Origin of the sequence: Marinobacter sp. es.042, assembly GCF_900188315.1 — a bacterium.
Lineage (GTDB): Bacteria > Pseudomonadota > Gammaproteobacteria > Pseudomonadales > Oleiphilaceae > Marinobacter.
Genome location: NZ_LT897781.1, coordinates 2,687,080 through 2,704,194, shown reverse-complemented (window position 1 = coordinate 2,704,194; position 17,115 = coordinate 2,687,080). Strand labels below are relative to the sequence as shown.

At 61.0% G+C, this 17,115-nt stretch carries 13 protein-coding genes; 6 read left to right on the top strand and 7 right to left on the bottom strand.

The features are described from left to right. Window positions 1–45 precede the first annotated feature (45 nt). Together ubiD and CFB02_RS12690 are read left to right on the top strand one after the other, a co-directional pair. Window positions 46–1,533, top strand: coding sequence for a 4-hydroxy-3-polyprenylbenzoate decarboxylase (ubiD, locus tag CFB02_RS12695; protein WP_088558262.1), 1,488 nt, complete (start codon window positions 46–48; stop codon window positions 1,531–1,533). Between the two features lies 1 nt (window position 1,534). After that, complete coding sequence (locus tag CFB02_RS12690; RefSeq protein ID WP_088558261.1) at window positions 1,535–2,539, top strand: 2Fe-2S iron-sulfur cluster-binding protein; 1,005 nt, start codon at window positions 1,535–1,537, stop codon at window positions 2,537–2,539. A gap of 69 nt (window positions 2,540–2,608) precedes the next feature. Here CFB02_RS12690 and CFB02_RS12685 read toward each other — a convergent pair whose 3' ends face one another. The 6 genes from CFB02_RS12685 to CFB02_RS12660 all read right to left on the bottom strand — a co-directional run bounded on the left by CFB02_RS12685 (window position 2,609) and on the right by CFB02_RS12660 (window position 8,623). Continuing rightward, entirely contained in the window at window positions 2,609–3,850 is a 1,242-nt protein-coding gene (locus CFB02_RS12685) for a heme biosynthesis HemY N-terminal domain-containing protein (protein WP_014575848.1), read from the bottom strand. After that, a complete protein-coding gene (locus CFB02_RS12680; RefSeq protein WP_088558260.1) occupies window positions 3,847–4,971 on the bottom strand; it encodes a uroporphyrinogen-III C-methyltransferase in 1,125 nt (374 codons plus the stop codon). The genes CFB02_RS12685 and CFB02_RS12680 overlap by 4 nt, the downstream gene beginning before the upstream one ends. A gap of 8 nt (window positions 4,972–4,979) precedes the next feature. Further along, window positions 4,980–5,789: a uroporphyrinogen-III synthase gene (locus CFB02_RS12675; RefSeq protein ID WP_088558259.1), complete on the bottom strand. Its 810-nt coding sequence runs from the start codon at window positions 5,787–5,789 to the stop codon at window positions 4,980–4,982. Further along, the gene (gene hemC / locus CFB02_RS12670; protein ID WP_088558258.1) at window positions 5,770–6,711 is read right to left on the bottom strand and encodes a hydroxymethylbilane synthase; all 942 of its coding nucleotides are present in this window, start codon (window positions 6,709–6,711) and stop codon (window positions 5,770–5,772) included. The genes CFB02_RS12675 and hemC overlap by 20 nt, the downstream gene beginning before the upstream one ends. Before the next feature lie 92 nt (window positions 6,712–6,803). Next, window positions 6,804–7,553: a LytR/AlgR family response regulator transcription factor gene (locus CFB02_RS12665; RefSeq protein WP_088558257.1), complete on the bottom strand. Its 750-nt coding sequence runs from the start codon at window positions 7,551–7,553 to the stop codon at window positions 6,804–6,806. A 29-nt stretch (window positions 7,554–7,582) separates the two neighbouring features. Next, window positions 7,583–8,623 (bottom strand): sensor histidine kinase, encoded by a 1,041-nt coding sequence (locus CFB02_RS12660; RefSeq protein ID WP_088558256.1) that lies wholly within the window; start codon window positions 8,621–8,623, stop codon window positions 7,583–7,585. Between the two features lie 119 nt (window positions 8,624–8,742). Here CFB02_RS12660 and argH point away from each other — a divergent pair, with 119 nt between their 5' ends. Next, a complete protein-coding gene (argH, locus tag CFB02_RS12655; RefSeq protein WP_088558255.1) occupies window positions 8,743–10,152 on the top strand; it encodes an argininosuccinate lyase in 1,410 nt (469 codons plus the stop codon). Between the two features lie 27 nt (window positions 10,153–10,179). Here the strand turns inward: argH and CFB02_RS12650 are convergent, their stop codons facing one another. Beyond that, complete coding sequence (locus tag CFB02_RS12650) at window positions 10,180–12,624, bottom strand: EAL domain-containing protein (protein WP_088558254.1); 2,445 nt, start codon at window positions 12,622–12,624, stop codon at window positions 10,180–10,182. A 109-nt stretch (window positions 12,625–12,733) separates the two neighbouring features. Here CFB02_RS12650 and CFB02_RS12645 point away from each other — a divergent pair, with 109 nt between their 5' ends. The 3 genes from CFB02_RS12645 to lysA all read left to right on the top strand — a co-directional run bounded on the left by CFB02_RS12645 (window position 12,734) and on the right by lysA (window position 17,112). Beyond that, window positions 12,734–15,592 carry a class I adenylate cyclase gene (locus CFB02_RS12645; RefSeq protein ID WP_088558253.1) on the top strand — a complete coding sequence of 953 codons (2,859 nt, stop codon included), beginning with the start codon at window positions 12,734–12,736 and terminating at the stop codon, window positions 15,590–15,592. Window positions 15,593–15,658: 66 nt separating this feature from the next. After that, window positions 15,659–15,820: an LPS translocon maturation chaperone LptM gene (gene lptM, locus CFB02_RS12640; RefSeq protein WP_227519207.1), complete on the top strand. Its 162-nt coding sequence runs from the start codon at window positions 15,659–15,661 to the stop codon at window positions 15,818–15,820. A 41-nt stretch (window positions 15,821–15,861) separates the two neighbouring features. Next, entirely contained in the window at window positions 15,862–17,112 is a 1,251-nt protein-coding gene (lysA, locus tag CFB02_RS12635) for a diaminopimelate decarboxylase (RefSeq protein WP_088558252.1), read from the top strand. Window positions 17,113–17,115: the final 3 nt, after the last annotated feature.

Sequence of the window (17,115 nt, the reverse complement as noted above, 5' to 3'; positions counted from 1 at the left end):
GACCACCGATCTCCGTAGTACTGGCATATCTGAACGGAGTAACCGATGAAATACAACGACCTGCGAGACTTCATTGACCAGCTGGAGAAGCTGGGGGAACTGAAACGGATCAGCGTTGAAGTCGACCCTCATCTGGAAATGACCGAAATCTGCGACCGTACATTGCGGGCAGGTGGTCCTGCGTTGTTGTTTGAAAACCCCAAGGGCTATGACATGCCGGTACTGGCCAATCTGTTCGGGACACCGAAGCGGGTGGCGTTGGGCATGGGGCAGGATAACGTCACGGCGCTTCGGGACATCGGTAAGCTCCTCGCGTTTCTCAAGGAACCGGATCCCCCCAAGGGCTTCCGCGATGCCATCGAGAAACTGCCGCTGTTCCGGCAGGTGATGCGCATGAGCCCCAAGGTACTGCGTTCCGCGCCCTGCCAGGATGTCGTGATCGAAAAGGATCAGGTGGATCTGTATCAGATTCCAGTGCAGCATTGCTGGCCTGGCGATGCCGGGCCGCTGGTCACCTGGCCACTGGTGATTACCCGTGGGCCCCATAAAGAACGCCAGAACCTGGGCATCTACCGGCAGCAGGTCATCGGCCGCAACCGTCTGATCATGCGCTGGCTGAGTCATCGCGGTGGTGCCCTGGATTTCCAGGAGTTTCAGAAGAGCAATCCCGGCCAACCCTATCCGGTCGCTGTGGCCCTCGGCGCCGATCCTGCGACCATTCTGGGGGCGGTGACGCCGGTGCCGGATACGCTGTCGGAATACGCCTTTGCCGGGCTGCTTCGCGGCAGCCGGACCGAGCTGGTCAAGGCGGGGTTGAGCGATCTGCAGGTGCCGGCGAGCGCCGAGATCGTGCTGGAAGGCTTCATCTACCCGGATGACATGGCGCCGGAAGGGCCGTTCGGTGATCACACTGGCTATTACAACGAAGTGGACCACTTCCCGGTATTCACCGTAGAACGGGTCACTCACCGCCGGGATCCGATCTATCACAGCACCTATACCGGTCGCCCGCCTGATGAGCCGGCGATTCTCGGGGTGGCCCTGAACGAGGTCTTTATTCCGATTCTGCAGAAGCAGTTCCCGGAGATCGTTGATTTTTACCTGCCACCGGAAGGCTGTTCCTATCGCCTTGCAGTGGTGACCATGAAGAAACAGTACCCCGGCCATGCCAAACGGGTGATGATGGGGGTATGGTCGTTTCTTCGGCAGTTCATGTACACCAAGTTTGTGATTGTCACGGATGACGACGTGAATGCCCGTAACTGGGAAGACGTGATCTGGGCGATCACTACCCGGATGGATCCAACCCGGGATACCACGCTGGTGGAGAATACGCCCATCGATTACCTGGACTTCGCCTCGCCGGTATCCGGCCTGGGTTCCAAAATGGGGATGGATGCCACCAACAAGTGGCCAGGTGAGACCGCCCGGGAGTGGGGTGAGCCGATCGCCATGACCGAAGACGTTAAAAAACGCGTCGACGAGCTGTGGGATACCCTGGGTATTGAAAGTCCGGCATCCCGCCCCGACTGATATGGGCAGTGAACATCGGGCGGTCCGGCTTTGGCCCTCTGGTATCGCCTTCAATGCGGCGTCGCAGGCAGACTTGCTCGGCGCTGCCGCGCGGGCTGGCATAGCTGTGCCGGCAGCCTGCCGCAACGGGGTATGTGAAATCTGCGAGGCCCGGTTACTGAAGGGCGCCGCGCTTAATACCCGAAACCAACAGACTATAAAGATCGGCGAGCGCTTGATGATGTGCCGAAGCATCGCGCTCACGGATCTGGAACTGGAGATATCCGCCGTTATGGCAGCTGGAAACAATCAGCCTGGCAAGTTTCAGGCAAAGGTCGTGGACGTAAGGTCGATCAGTCACGATGTCTATCGCGTTGAGCTGCAGCTTCCGCGGCGTCGGGAGCTGTCGTTTCATGCCGGGCAGTATCTGTCGGTCAATCTGCCTGACACTGACCCCTGTTATTTTTCCATTGCCAGCAGCCCATCGGCTCAGAACATCGAGCTGCATATCCAGGCGACCCCCGAGTGGGTGTCAGCGCAAAAGGTGATTGATGCTCTGACGTCCGGTGGCGAGGTGACCGTGGAGCTGCCCCACGGCAAGGCCTGCCTGGCGTCAGTGCCGACCAGGCCGCTGTTGCTGGTGGCTGCCGGCACCGGCTTTGCCCAGATGAAGAGCCTGGTGGATTACCTCCGGGAAACGTCCTATGACCAACCGGTCAAGCTGTACTGGGGAGTTCGTCGGCACGAGGATATGTATCTTCGCGCCCTGGCACAGCAGTGGCAGGACGAGTGGCCCCGCTTCACGTTCCTGCCGGTGGTGGGAGATGACGAGGATAATGACTGGGCTGGCCATCACGACCAGCTGGTTCGCGCGGTTCTGGCATCCGGTATGGACTGGAAGAATGTGGAAGTTCATGCCAGCGGTTCGCCCACCATGGTGTACACACTGATGGATGCTCTGGTGGATGCGGGCCTGCCCGAAGAGGCGTTCTTTTCTGACGTGCTGGAGTACGCCCCAAGGTCGTGAATATGGGGTCAGATGAACATGGGGTCAGATGAAATTCTCATCTGACCCCATGTTCATCTGACCCCGATTTCAGGCCCTGGGCATTGGCAGTTCCGGCAGCCCGTTATCCTTGGCCAGCCCCTGCATCAACAGTTTGACGCTGGCTTCCTCCTCGCCCATGTGGGCATTCAGGCGGCTCAGCTCTGCCAGTGCCTCCCGGCTGCGCTTCAGCCGCAGGCTGGTCTCGAAATATTCACGGGCCTTGCCCCAGAGTTCGTTGCGAAGGCTCAGCCGGCCCAGGGCCAGCAGAAGCTCCGGATTGTTGGGCCGATCTTTCAGCCATTGTTCGGCCAGTAACAACTGTTCATCCGGTTTCTGGCCCTTCACCCGCCCGTACAGATTGATCAGCTCATCACTCCAGTGGTTGCGCAGCACCTTGCGCAACAGGGTTTCGGTCTGTACCTCGTCGCCAAGGCTGGCAAGCAGGCGGGCGTAATCCCTTATGGTGTATTCGTCGCGACGCAGGAAGCCCGGCAGTTCGTCCCAGAGCCTGGTCAGTGGTTCCAGGGATGCCTCGGGGTCCTGTTTCTGCTGGCGCCGGCAATCCTCAGCGGCACGCTCCAGCAGGTTGTGCCACACCTGGCGTTCCAGATCATTGAGTTCCGCTTCCGAGAGCACGCTGCGTTTGCGAAGTTCAGGCAATAACCTGGACAGCTCCCGCCAGTCTTCCAGGCGCAGATAGGTGTTTTTGAGCAGTTTCAGCACAAAGGGGTGATGGGGCGACTGTTTGCGAAGGCGAACCAGCGTGGCCAGGGCCTGTTCAAGTCGGTTGCCTGCCAGTTGCAGCTGGGCCTGGGTAATACCGACGGCCATGTCAGAACCGGGGGTGCTGTCGAAGGCCTTGCGCAACAGGTCATCCACGGCCTCGTGATCACCGGTCTCGAACGATGCCTGGGCGGCGGCAAGATAATTGATCAGGGGCGTGTCGGCATGGCTGGCGGAGGATGTCAGCAGTTTGCGGGCCCTGGGCCAGTTGCCCTCGGCCAGCGCCAGCAAACCCTGCGTGGTCCGGCGCCGGGCCCGGCGTTCATTGCCCCGGGCAATCCAGCCCGCCACCAGGCCGGTGCTGGTTCTGAGTCGGCGGATAAGGTTGATGGTCAGGACAGTCAGCACGATCAGGGCCACGATCAGGCCCAGCCCCACCCAGAAGTTGGTTTCGATCAGGTAATGGCCAAGGCTGATCCGGATGTAGCCCAGATCATATTGCAATCCGAGGGACAGGCCGGTGCCAATCAGCAGCGCCAGCAGAACGATCAGTAACAGGCGAATCATGAATCACCGCCTTCATTACCGCCGTCGTCGTTATCCTCGCCATTACCGTTGTTGGCATTGAGGCGTCCGGCCAGCCGCTCCTTGAGCAGGTCCAGGGACTGACTGATATCTGGCAGCTCCGGGTCCACGTTTTTGCCGGCCAGCTCAGCCAGGGTTTCACTCAGGGCGGTGACCCGGGTATTGCTTGCGTTGTACCAGTCGTCAATGGTGGTTCGGGCCTTGGTAAGGGCGCGCTCATACAGCGGCTGGTTGCCCCGCAACACCGCCATCTCGGCTTCTTCCAGCATCAGCTGTAGGTTCAGTCGGGCATAGGCGCTCTGGTCGGGAGAGAGCAGGGGCTTGACCGGCTCGTCCATGCGGCGCACAACCACCACCTGCATCAGTGTTGCTTTCACTTTGTTCCAGGCCTGTACCACGGCGCCGGGTTCTTCGCCGGTTCCAGCGCTTTCTCCTTCTGCAGCGCTGACGACAAAGCCGGGCGCGTTCTCACTGATCAGGGCCTGGTCGGTAAGCTGGTGAATGCTGTCGATGGCCGCTTCCAATGTCAGGTAGAGTCCGGTGCGGTCAACGCCGGTCAGGCCCTTGAGTGCGAGGATTTCGCGAGCCAGTTGCTGGCGAACCGGGTAGACACCGATGTCGTCGGATTCAGTCAGCACTTCGTCTGCCGCTTCCAGGGCCGACATGGCTCCGCGGATGTCTTTTTCGATCATCAACCGCTGATTGGCAATGCGCAGAAGGTATTCCGCCTCGGCCAGCAGCCAGTCCGTGCGTGTGCGGTTTCCGGCTTCCAGCAGTTCACGGGCATTGTGGTCGATCTGTCGCTGCTGGGTGGCAATCAGTTCCCGCTGGCTCGCCAGTTTCTCTTCGAGGGACTGCAGGCGCTGGCTTTGCTGGCTGCCGCGGTCGCCATAGAGATCTTCAAGCTGGGCGGTGTCCTGCTTCAGGCTCTGGAGTGTCTGCATGACAGCCTGGTGGTTGTTCCACTGTTGCCAGCTCCAGAGCGCCAGGGCGATTGCGATGATCAGGGCGAGAATGGCAACCAGCCATACCGGCCAGAGTTTCTGGCGAGCAGGCGGTTCCTTGGAAACGGTTGCGGGCAGTTGATTCGTTGTCTCTGTCACGGGCGTCCTTACTTGGCTTTTCCGGAGCCACCGTCCCGGCCGGCAAGTTGCGCTGCAACCGTGGCCACGATGTCGTTATCGGCAAGGCTTCCTGGTATACACGGATTTCGGAATCCCGCTGCCCGGGCCTGTTCGGCAACCCGATCTGCGGGAACAATCAATAACCTATCGTATAGATTATGGCCGCTATTCGCACATAGTGCGATGAGATTGTTCAAGGTTTCGCCCGACAGGGCCACGATGGCCTCCGGAGCAAAGGTATCGAGGGTGGCCCGGATCCTCTCCGGTGCGTGGTCAGGGCGAAAACGACGGTACAGCGGCAGCAGGGTCACGCGGGCGCCCCTGGCTTCAAGGGTTTCTCGGATCAGTTCGCGTCCGGTTTCCCCGCGAGCGAGCAGAACCCGTTCATGCTGGAGGTTTTGCAGTGACGGCAGTGCCAGCAGAGCCTCGCTGGTCCAGCCCTCGGGCGGCCGCCGCGGGCTGAGACCGTGTTCCGCAAGCACGGCTGCGGTGCCGGCACCAACGCCATACCAGCGGATGCCCATGGGCACCTGGGGCCACCAGGTGTCCACCTCTTCCAGCAGCAGCCGGGCGGCAAACGGGCTGACCGCGATCACATGGGAAAATTCATCCAGGCTCAGAATGAGTGTGCGGCGCTCGGGCGTTTCCGGCAGAGGTTCCCGGTCAATCAGTGGCAGGATATCTACATCGGCACCGGCTGCAAGAAACCGGCTGGCCAGGCGCGAAGCCTCGGGTTCGGGCCGGCAGATCAGAATCCGCCGGCCGTTCAGGTCGGGCTCAGGTTGGTGTGTGGCCATAGATTTCAGCCAGCACCTTGTCGGCTCCGAGAGCCAGCAGATCCTCGGCCAGTTCCCGGCCCAGACGTTCGCCTTCGGCCCGCGGCGCGCGGCCTTCAACCCGGAAAATCTGGGTGCCATCAACAGCGCCCACCAGGCCCCGCAGCCAGATTGTGTCGTTGTCCTCAAGAAGCGCGTACGCCGCGATTGGCACCTGACAACCACCTTCCAGCCGACGGTTCAGAGCTCTTTCGGCGGTGACGCGATCCCAGGTGTCTTTGTGCTTCAGGGGTTCAAGCATGGCTAGCAGATCCTGGTCATCGACCCGGCATTCAATGCCCAGGGCGCCCTGGCCGACCGCCGGCAGTGACACCGTGTCGGGCAGGCAGTAGCGGATGCGCTCGTGAAAGCCCAGGCGCTTAAGCCCGGAGCTGGCCAGTACAATGGCTTCGTATTCGCCGGCATCAAGCTTGGCCAGCCGGGTGTTGACGTTGCCGCGCAGTACGCGAATCTGCAGGTCCGGGCGGTAGGCCCGCAGCTGGGCCTCCCGGCGCAGGCTCGCGGTTCCAACCACGGCGCCGTGGGGCAGGGCGTCAACGTTGTCATAGTGGTTGCTGACGAAGGCATCGGTCGGGTCTTCCCGCTCGCAGATGGCCACCAGCCCCAGTCCTTCCGGGAATTCCATGGGCACGTCTTTCATGGAGTGGACGGCCAGGTCTGCGCGGCCGTCCAGCATGGCTTCTTCCAGTTCCTTGACGAACAGGCCCTTGCCGCCGATTTTGGCCAGAGGCACGTCCAGGATCTTGTCACCCTGGGTCTTTATCTTGATTAGTTCCACGGTGATGTTGTCGTGCAGCCTTTCCAGCTCGGCCTTGATGAATTCCGCCTGCCACAGCGCAAGGGCGCTGCTGCGGGTTGCAATGCGAAGGGTACGTTTGGACATGACACTCACTGTCGGTTCGGAAAAATGTCCGCCAAGGTTACCTTGTGGCGGCAGAAAAGTCCCGCAGCTCCCGCCTCAGGCGCGCTGCTGATTCAGCCCGGCTGATGTTCCTGAAGCCACTGACGGACATTGCTGGCGTGGCGGCGACTGACCGGCAGCTCGCCCCGTCCTTCCCTCAGGGCGACCAGATTGTGGCCATCCGGCGTCCGTCTCAGTGCCTGGATAAAGCGCACCCCCACCAGGGTATTCCGGTGGATCCTGAGCAGGGTGCTCGGGTAGCTGTTTTCCAGTTCCTTCAGCGTGTAATCACACACGGTTTCGCCCCGGGTGTGATGGATGGTGACGTATTTTTGATCTGCCTCGCAGTAGAGGATTTCCGACAGATCGATCAGCTCGGTGCCGCGGTGGGTGCGCACCGCCAGCTGTTCCTGGCTCTGGCCGGTCTGGCCGTTAAGTGTCTGCAGTTGCACCCGGTTGACCCTGCCGGCCCGGGCCAGGGCCTCCGCCAAGGCCTCTTTGCGAACCGGTTTGAGCAGGTAGGCGATGGCCTGCACGTCGAATGCCTGGATAGCGTAGTGGTCGTAGGCCGTGCAGAAGATCAGGGCAGGTGGGTTGGCCAGCTGGCTCAGTCTGCTGGCGGCCTCCATGCCGTCCATGCCCGGCATCCGGATATCCAGCAACAGTATGTCGGGCTCCAGCTCCGCCACCTGTTTCAAGCAACTGTCGCCGTCTGCAGCCTCGCCACAGACCCGATACCCCGGAACCGCCTCCACCAACCGGCGGATGCGTTCCCGGGCCAGGGGTTCGTCATCGGCGATCAGGACGCTGCGGGTATCAGTCATGTCTTGTCTCGGTTCCGTTGGTCAGGGGTTTATTGTTTCCGGGCGCTCTGCTCGCCGGCCTTCCGTCGCGGCAGTCGCAGGGTGACCGTGTACACATCGTGCTGGTGGCTGTGTTTGAGCACCGCCGGCTCACCGAAAAGCGCCCGTAGCCGTGACTGAATGTTGGCCAGCGCCATTCGGTTGCCGTCGTGTTGCTGGTTATTCTGGTCCGGCTTTGGATTCTGTACCAGCAGGTAGACAAACTCACCTTTGGCCTGGGCTTCAATCCTGACGGTGCCACCGTCCGGGCGCGGCTGGATGCCATGGTAGATGGCGTTTTCCACCAAGGGCTGCAGCGTGAGCGGGGGAATGGCCTGGTGCTCCAGGCCCTCTTCAATCTGCCATTCCAGTTTCAGGCGGTCGCCGAGGCGCAGTGCCTCGATGGCCAGGTAACGCTGGCACAACGCCAGTTCCCTCGATAGCGGGATCAGTTGGTCGCCGGTGCGAAGGCTGGCGCGAAACAGTTCCGAAAGATCCAGAACGGCTTCTTCGGCCCGTTCCGGATTGATGGCAATCAGGCTGGCAATGGTGTTCATGCTGTTGAACAGGAAGTGCGGCTGAATGCGGGCCTGCAGTGATGCCAGATGCGCCTGCATTTCCGCTTCACGCTGCTGTTGCCACTGGTGCTGCAGGTAAAAATAGCGCAGCACCATGAGCACGATCAGCAACGCCAGCAACATTTTCTTGGCCACGCCCTGCCAGACAGCCACGCCGTCCTGGGGGTGCAGGACGCTGTCTGCAAACAGGCTGAAGGCGAGCACATCCAGCAGCACAATGGCGACGATGGTGGTTGTCGCACCGGAGACGGACATCCGTGCAAGCCGGGTGCGCAAAAGGCAGATCAGGGCGGCACTGGTGAGGGTGGTCCACTGCACGAACAGCGACAACAGCCCGAAGTAATTCCAGTCGATCCAGCCCCGCTCCGCCTGCACGATGGCGAGCACCAGAACCAGCAGTTCACTGGTGACCAGCAACAGGAATACGGCCCGTACCCGGCACAGGTCCGGAACGAAGAACTCGCTCTCTGTCACACCTTTGTCCCCGTTACGGGGTGTCTCCTTTACCCGGGTCAGAATGGTATACTCCCGCCACGTTCAATGTATCCAGTTCCCGCCAGATGATGCCGGGCTGTCAGCAGGAAAGATAGACCATGACGGATCAGAAAAAGTCTGACCAGACCACAAGCTCTGAAAAACCCTGGGGCGGGCGCTTCAGTGAACCCACCGATGCCTTTGTTGAAAAATTCACCGCATCCGTGGGATTTGACCAGCGCCTGTACCACCATGACATCACCGGTTCCATCGCCCATGCAACCATGCTGGCCGAGGTCGGCGTGCTTACCACCGACGAGCGGGACCAGATCATTGAGGGCCTGAAAGGGGTCAAGGCAGACATCGAGGCCGGCAACTTCCAGTGGTCGGTCAGCCTTGAAGACGTGCACATGAACATTGAAGCACGCCTCACGGACCGTATCGGTATCACGGGCAAGAAGCTGCACACCGGCCGAAGCCGCAACGATCAGGTGGCAACGGATATCCGTCTGTACCTGCGGGACGAAATCGACGTGATTGCCGAAGAACTGAAACGCCTGCAAACGGGTCTGCTGGATCTGGCCGAGCGTGAGGCGGATACCATCATGCCCGGTTTCACCCATCTGCAGACTGCCCAGCCGGTCACCTTCGGGCACCACTTGCTGGCCTGGTACGAAATGCTGGTCCGCGATGCCGAACGTCTGCAGGATTGCCGCAAGCGGGTGAACGTGATGCCCCTGGGCGCGGCTGCGCTGGCCGGCACTACCTATCCCATTGATCGGGCAATGACCGCCCGACTGCTGGGTTTTGACCGGCCCACCGAGAACAGCCTGGACTCTGTCAGCGACCGGGACTTTGCCATCGAGTTCTGCAGCTTCGGGGCGCTGCTGATGACGCATCTTTCCCGGTTCAGCGAGGAGCTTGTGCTCTGGACCTCTGCCCAGTTCGACTTCATTGATCTGCCGGACCGGTTCTGCACCGGCTCGTCCATCATGCCACAGAAAAAGAATCCGGATGTGCCGGAACTGGTCCGAGGCAAGACCGGTCGTGTCAATGGCCACCTGATCAGCCTGCTGACCCTGATGAAAAGCCAGCCGCTGGCCTACAACAAGGACAACCAGGAAGACAAGGAACCACTGTTCGACACGGTCGATACCATCAAGGGCTGTCTGAAGGCCTATGCCGATATGATTCCGGCCATTCGCTCCAAGGCCGATAACATGAGAGTGGCAGCCAAGCGCGGTTTCTCGACCGCTACCGATCTGGCGGATTACCTGGTCAAGAAAGGCGTGCCTTTCCGGGACGCCCACGAGATCGTGGGCAAGTCCGTGGCGTTCGGTGTGGCTGAAGGTCGTGACCTGTCTGATATGACCCTCGAAGAGCTGCAGAAGTTCTCCGATCATATCGGCCCCGATGTTTTCGATGTGCTGACCCTGGAAGGTTCGGTCCAGGCCCGTGATCATCTCGGTGGCACAGCGCCGGAGCAGGTGCGTGAGGCGGTCGGTCGGGCCCGCGACCAGCTGGGTTGAGCCGGCGCACTCAGCGGGGCGAAACGGTTAACCGCCAATTCGCCCCGTGGCGAGGTCCACCGCCGCCGGCGTGAGTTCGTCCAGTGGCTCAGGTCGGCATAGCCGGTAGCCCTGTCCGTAGTGAATGCCCAGAGTCCGGACCTTGCGAAGGGCGTCATCGCTTTCGATAAACGTGGCCACCGTCACTTTGCCGGCGGCCTCGGCAATCCGGTGCAGTGCTTCCAGCATCACCTGCTGCACCGGGTCCTCCTCCAGCTGCTGAACCATTCTCCGGTCCAGTTTGATGATATCCACGGGTAATCTCGCCGCCAGGCTGTAGCTTTCCACCGATGCGCCAGCACCGTCCAGGGCGACGCGGAAGCCTGCCCGATGCAGGGCATCGCACAGCACGGCCACGTCGTCGGGATACTGGGTGGCGTGGCCCTCTCGGATTTCCAGGCAGAAACAGTCCGGGGCAAACGGGGATTGGTTCAGGGCATCGGCCATGAAGTCGGCGAAGGTGTCATCCAGCACAGTTGCCAGTGACAGGTTAAATCCACAGTACTTCAATCGGGGTTCCAGCAAGGGCTGGTTACCGAGCCATTCCAGGGTTTGCCGGATCACCTGGCGATCCAGGCGCTTTGCCAGGTCAAACCGTTCCGCAATGGGGAGGAAATCGTCGGGCAGGAGTGTCGCCTCGTCATCCGACGTTGTTGGAATCCGGCAGAGGATTTCGATGTGATCGCCCCAGGTGGGGCTGGCCACCGGCCTCATGGCCTGGTATTCGAGAATCAGCGACTGTTTGTCCAGCGCTTCGCTGATCTGCTCGACCCGTTGACTGGCGACCGAATCGTCCGTCTGGTTGGCAATGGCCCTGGCCGCGTGAACCCGGTTGCGTCCGGAGGTTTTGGCGGTGTGGCACAGATCCGCAGCCTGGCCCAGAAGCTGCTCCGGATCCGCGGGGACGTCGTTGTCCAGGATCAACAGGCCGCCCGATGCGGTGGTCTGGAGGTTGTGGCCCTGCCAGTCGAAGACAAAGTCGCCGATCAGATCAAGGGTTTCCTGGGCAATCTTGCGGGCCCGCGCTTCCGGGCAGTTCTCGATCAGCAGGGCGAAGGTGTCGCCAGCGAGGCGGGCGAGGGCGTCACGCTGCCGGACGCGCACGCCGAGGTTGCCGGCCAGCTCCCTGAGGTAGCGGTCACAGGTGCCGCTGCCAGCACGATCGTTAAAACGCTCGAATTCATCCAGATCCAGGTAGAGCAGGCTGTCGCAGGATTCCCGATGGGTTTTCTGCTCCAGGGTTCTTAATACCCGAGCGATGAAAGCCTTTCGGTTCATCAGGCCGGTAACCGGATCGTGACGTATCCGGTATTCCTCGCTGGAGGCATGATTCAGCCTGGGCTCAATGCGACGGGCCACGTGCACCGCGCCGCTGATTTCGCCCTGGTCGTTGGTCAAGCGCTGGTAATGGAACTCATGCACTGGTAGCTGGCGCGACTGCTGGGCCATGGGCATCTCGACCACGAAGTTGTCACGTTCAAAGGCCCGGTGCCAGAGCCGTTCCATCAGCCTGCGTTCGTTCGGGAACTCCAGAAGCAGGTCGCTCAGGTTGTCGCCTGCCTCCGGGCGCCCGCCAAAGGTTTCGGCAAACTGCCTGGTCCAGGCGTCATTGAAGTGGAGCAGGTTGAACGAGAGATCGACCGCCACAACCAGATCGGAGCTGGCGCTGGTGATCGCTGCGAGCATGGTGTTTGCGTGCTGGCGAGCCCTGTCGAGTTTCATATCGGCGGTCCGGTCTACCAGGGTGCCGCCGAGCCCGGTAATCCGACCGCCCTGTTTCAGGGCTCGACAACTGAGCGTCACCCGCCGATGGTTCTGTTGCGAGGTGACGATATCGAGGTTGAGGGAGAATGCGTCTCCGGTTCGGAGGCAGCGGCGGAACATGGCCCGGACCCTGGCCTGGCCGGTCTGGCAGTAGAAAAGCGCCTGTTCGGGCGTGATTTCGGCGCCCGGTCTCAGCTCGAGAAGCTGGAACATTCCCTCGGTCCAGGTCATTTCATTCGTGCGGGTGTCCAGTTCCCAGATCCCGAAACCGGCACTGCTCTCCGCTGCTCGCAACAGACGGGAATCCCTGCTTGAGCTGTCGCACAGGGCAATCGTGGCACTCGCCGCCTTGTCAGAATCCCGAACGTCGAGTCGCAGGCTCAGGCAGGCGGTGTAGAAGAAACCTTCCTTGTGCCGGAAGGTCACCAGGACGTTCTGGCCACGCTCGATCCGGTGGCGGTTTGCCGGTGCAAAGGGATCATCCTGGCGAGATGCCAGGATCCGGTGCACCGGCTGGCCTTCCAGTTCACTGCTCTCATAGCCGAGCACCGCCTCGGCCCGTTGGTCAGCGAACAGTACTTTTCCTTCATCGTCGATGCGTAAAACGGTTTGGCGCCCGGAGGTCTCGGACTGGTCCGAACGGTAGCGGCGAATGATGAATTCTTTCACAGCGGGTAAGCCTCGCGTGTCCTGCAGCTTTTATTTTTTTAAAGGTTTTGCCACGATGCCGACATCATACTCATACTGATGCTGAAAAGAACCTCTCTGCGGAGCCGCCTTGACCGCCCACGTTGCCCCGATTTCCCTCGACTTTGAGGAGGGAATAGATCGCAAGACCCTCCGTCGCCTGAGGGACCGGTTTCTGCTGGTCAATCAGCAGCGCTGGAATCGTGCCCACTCGGCCCTGTCCTATCGCCAGCAAATGGTGCTGGAGATTCTGCCTCTGGTTTTTCATCTCAACCATCCGGCCCTGCCCGGTTACCTGGACAGCGATTGCCCCTATGGCCTGAGCAACTATCAGCCGTCACCGGCCACCATCAATGCGGCTCGTCGGCTGGCCCGGACTTTTTCGCTGAAGGATGAAGGCAAGCGCAAACCGGATCTGGACGCCATGTTCCTGATGGGCAGCCCGGGAACCCTTGGCCATTCCGTAGCCAGTGACCTCGACGTCTGGCTCTGTCACCGCAGTGACCTGCCCGAGCGGGGCATCCGCTGTCTTGAGCGCAAAGCCGCGAAGCTGGCCCGCTGGGCGGAATCTTTCGGTGTCGAACTGCACGTATTCGTCTTCTGTGCTTCGGATTGGCGTGCCGGTCGGCAACGGGTAGAGGTGACCGGCGAGAACTGTGGCAGCGCCCAGCATTTCCTGCTGCTGGACGAATTCTACCGGACCAGCATCCATCTGGCCGGTGCCTGGCCCATGTGGTGGCTGATTCCTGCGGAGCGGGAGGAAACCTACGATGACTGCATGCGCAAGCTGGTGGACTACCGGTTTGTGCGCGCCGAGGACTACATCGATTTTGGCCCGGTGCCGGCGATTCCCGAGGAAGAATTCCTTGGTGCGGGCGTCTGGCAGTTGTACAAGGGGATTGATGCGCCCTGGAAATCGATTCTGAAACTGCTTCTGATCGAATGTTATGCGCGGACCACCGGTGAGGCTCTGTTGTCCAGCCAGTTCAAGCGGGCCGTGTTCCGCGGCGAAACCGATGCCGACCGTCTGGACCCTTACGTCATGCTCTACAATCGGCTGGAGGGCTGGCTGACCGGGCCGGAAGTGGCGTCGAGGCTGGACCTGATTCGCCGGAGCCTGTATCTGAAAGCCGGTTTGCCACTGACGCGGTCCGAGGTCTCCGGTGAACAGTGGCGTGCCCGCCTGCTGCGCCAACTGGTGACAGGTTGGGGCTGGAGTGAAAACACGCTGGCGGAGCTGGATGATCGTCAACGCTGGCGGGCAGAGGATGTCACCACCCTGCGTCGCACCATCGTCAACGAATTGACCCACGGTTACCGCCTGCTGTCGAAAATGGCCAGGGAGCATGGCCAACGCGCCGCCATCAGCGCCAACGATATCAATCTCCTCGGCCGCAAGCTTTATGCCGCGTTTCAGCGCAAGGCGGGCAAGATCGAGCAGATCAATCCCGGGCTGGCCCCGTCGCTGGCGGAGGAAAACCTGGCATTTCATCATCAGTCCGAGCAGGGCGGCGACGCCGATGGCTGGCTGCTGTACCGGGACCTCGAAGACCCGGCAGACGCTTTCTGGCAGCCGGTTATCCGTCGCTCCGGCAATCTGGCGGAACTGATGGTCTGGTGTTATTGCAACGGTCTGCTGACCCGCTCGACTCGACTGAATGTGCGGTCGGGCACCAGTATTGCCTCTGTCAGCGAGTTGCGTGAAATGCTTGATGCACTGTCTGCGTTCCTGCCATTTCCGATTGCACCCGCGGAACGGGAAGCGTTGTCCCGGGGTGTGCGGCCATTGAGGAATCTGCTGTTGGTGAACGTCGGCATTGACCCTCAGGCCCACCTCACGGAAAAGGGCCTTCACAAGCTCAGTTCCCGGCACGATTCTCTGGGCTTTAGCGGGGGGCGGGAGAATCTGGTCATCAGTATCGACCAGATTACCTTCAACAGCTGGCATGAAGTCAGTCTCCAGCATTACGCAGCGGGCGATACACTGATCCAGTGCCTGAAGAATGTTCTCGCCTCTGTGGCAGCCAATCCCGACGAATTGCCGGCCGTTCAGGTGCACTGCCACAACCGTGGTCATGGCTCTGCCATTGCCCGCCGGGTTCAGGAGCTGTTTGCCGATGTCCTCCGGCCCTTTTTTGCCGGAGGTGCCGGCCCGCATCCGCTGCGCTATGTGATTGAAATGGATCGTCGCTACTTTCTGCTCCAGTTCAACGGCCTGGAACCGGGGTTTGTGGCGCTCGACAGCTTTGAGGCGCTGATGGAGCATCTGGCGCTGCCCCAGGAGCGGTACCTGCCGGTGGTGTTCGACCGCTACGCGTTGCAGGAGGAGCCGGCCTTGCGGGCGGTTTGCCTGGCCAGCGAACCGGACAACATCCAGGTGTTTTATCGTATTCTCGGCGATCAGGCCCGGCTCTGGGTCGTTGACGAACTGGGTTCTGTGTTCAGCTGGGAACAGGCGGTGACCAGTCGACGGCATTTGCTGGTGCCGGTACTGCGTTTCCTGGATAACCTGATTGAGCGGCGATTGCTGCGCCATACCGATGCCGCCGGCGTTGTGGCCGGTGTCCAGTGCTACGAGATTGTCCGGCGTGGCGGTGCCTGGCGGGCCGAGTACCGGCCGGAGTCGGATTCGGGTGTGCCTCTCCCCGGGTTTGAGGTGCAGGCCGTGGGCATCCACGAGGGCGACAGTCGCCTGCGCTTCGACATTTTCTGTGGTGACCAGGAATTCAGCGTCCAGGAGTACGGTGACCAGTTGATTCCGGCGGTGGCCCACTACATCCGCTCCCTCCGACATAGCGATGAGGTCTACCCGGTGTACCTGACCGATATCCACCTGCCCCACGACCTCGACCCCCGGGTGTACCAGCAGGATATCCAGACCAGCCAATACCTGTATTACCGATCTGTGCTGGAAGATTCCCTGAACCGCCATCTCGCGAGGCCTCGCTGACCTCGCGGCCCGGGGCGGGTGTCAGGTATACTGCTCCCATAGTGAACTCAGGGGTAGGTAGCCGATATGCGAGCGTGGACTCTGTCGATCATGACGTTGATGCTGGCTCTGGTTGTGAGCGGTTGCGGTCAGAAAGGTCCGTTGTACCGTGACAGTCAGGCCGCTTCGATAACGTCCGGGCCGGATTCGGCCCAGAAACAGCCCGATCGCGAAGAAACCCGCGACTAGCGCCATGGCCTCCCGGCCCCGTTAAACGAATCAGGAAACTCATGGATCATTTCAACTACCGCGACGGCGAGCTGTACGCCGAGGATATCCCTGTCTCTGCCATTGCCGATCGTTTTGGCACACCGGCCTACGTGTATTCGCGCGCCACGTTTGAGCGGCATTACCGGGCCTATGATGACGCCCTTCGGGAGCACCCGCATCTGGTGTGCTATGCCGTAAAAGCCAACAGCAATCTGGCGGTGCTGAACGTTCTTGCGCGGCTTGGTGCCGGCTTTGATATCGTGTCGGCCGGGGAGCTGGAGCGGGTACTGCGGGCCGGTGGTGATCCGTCGCGGGTGGTCTTCTCCGGCGTTGGCAAGCAGGAGTGGGAAATGAAGCGGGCCCTTGAAGTGGGCGTGCGCTGCTTCAACGTCGAATCCGATACCGAACTGGACAGGCTCAATGCGGTGGCGGGAGAACTCGGCGTAAAGGCGCCGATCTCTCTGCGGGTGAACCCGGATGTTGATGCCGGTACCCATCCCTATATTTCCACGGGTCTGAAAGAGAACAAGTTCGGGATTGATATTGCCGAAGCGCCGCAGGTCTATGCCCGTGCGGCAGGTATGCCGAATCTTGACGTGAAGGGTGTGGATTGTCACATCGGCTCACAGCTGACGAGCGTGTCCCCGTTCCTCGACGCACTGGACCGGGTGCTGGCCCTGATTGATTCCCTGGCGGACCAGGGCATCCACATCCATCACCTGGATATGGGCGGTGGCCTGGGCGTCACCTACAACCAGGAGCAGCCACCACAGCCGTCGGATTACGTGAAGGCGCTGGCCGAGCGCCTGGGTGACCGAAAACTGGAGCTGATTCTGGAGCCCGGCCGATCCATTGCTGCCAACGCTGGCATTCTGGTTACCAGAGTCGAATTCCTGAAGTGCACCGAGCACCGGAACTTTGCCATCATTGATGCCGCCATGAATGATCTGATCCGGCCGGCCCTTTACAGCGCCTGGCAGGCGATTATCCCGGTCAAGCCACATCAGAATGGTGAGGAAAAGGCCTGGGATCTGGTTGGTCCGGTCTGTGAAACCGGCGACTTCCTGGGCAAGGACCGTCACCTGCGCCTGCAGGCCGGGGATCTGCTTGCGGTTCGCTCTGCCGGAGCCTATGGCTTTGTCATGAGCTCAAACTACAACACGCGGAACCGGCCGCCGGAACTGATGGTCGATGGCGACCAGGTGCATGTGGTCCGCCGCCGTGAAACCCTCGAAGACCAGCTCGCACCCGAGAGCTGCCTTCCGGAATGAGCG

Bases quoted from the DNA above. Each gene is read 5' to 3' on its own strand.
- ubiD (WP_088558262.1), top strand. From the start codon at position 46: ATGAAATACAACGACCTGCGAGACTTCATTGACCAGCTGGAGAAGCTG.
- CFB02_RS12690 (WP_088558261.1), top strand. From the start codon at position 1,535: ATGGGCAGTGAACATCGGGCGGTCCGGCTTTGGCCCTCTGGTATCGCC.
- CFB02_RS12685 (WP_014575848.1), bottom strand. From the start codon at position 3,850: ATGATTCGCCTGTTACTGATCGTTCTGCTGGCGCTGCTGATTGGCACC.
- CFB02_RS12675 (WP_088558259.1), bottom strand. From the start codon at position 5,789: ATGGCCACACACCAACCTGAGCCCGACCTGAACGGCCGGCGGATTCTG.
- hemC (WP_088558258.1), bottom strand. From the start codon at position 6,711: ATGTCCAAACGTACCCTTCGCATTGCAACCCGCAGCAGCGCCCTTGCG.
- CFB02_RS12665 (WP_088558257.1), bottom strand. From the start codon at position 7,553: ATGACTGATACCCGCAGCGTCCTGATCGCCGATGACGAACCCCTGGCC.
- argH (WP_088558255.1), top strand. From the start codon at position 8,743: ATGACGGATCAGAAAAAGTCTGACCAGACCACAAGCTCTGAAAAACCC.
- lptM (WP_227519207.1), top strand. From the start codon at position 15,659: ATGCGAGCGTGGACTCTGTCGATCATGACGTTGATGCTGGCTCTGGTT.
- lysA (WP_088558252.1), top strand. From the start codon at position 15,862: ATGGATCATTTCAACTACCGCGACGGCGAGCTGTACGCCGAGGATATC.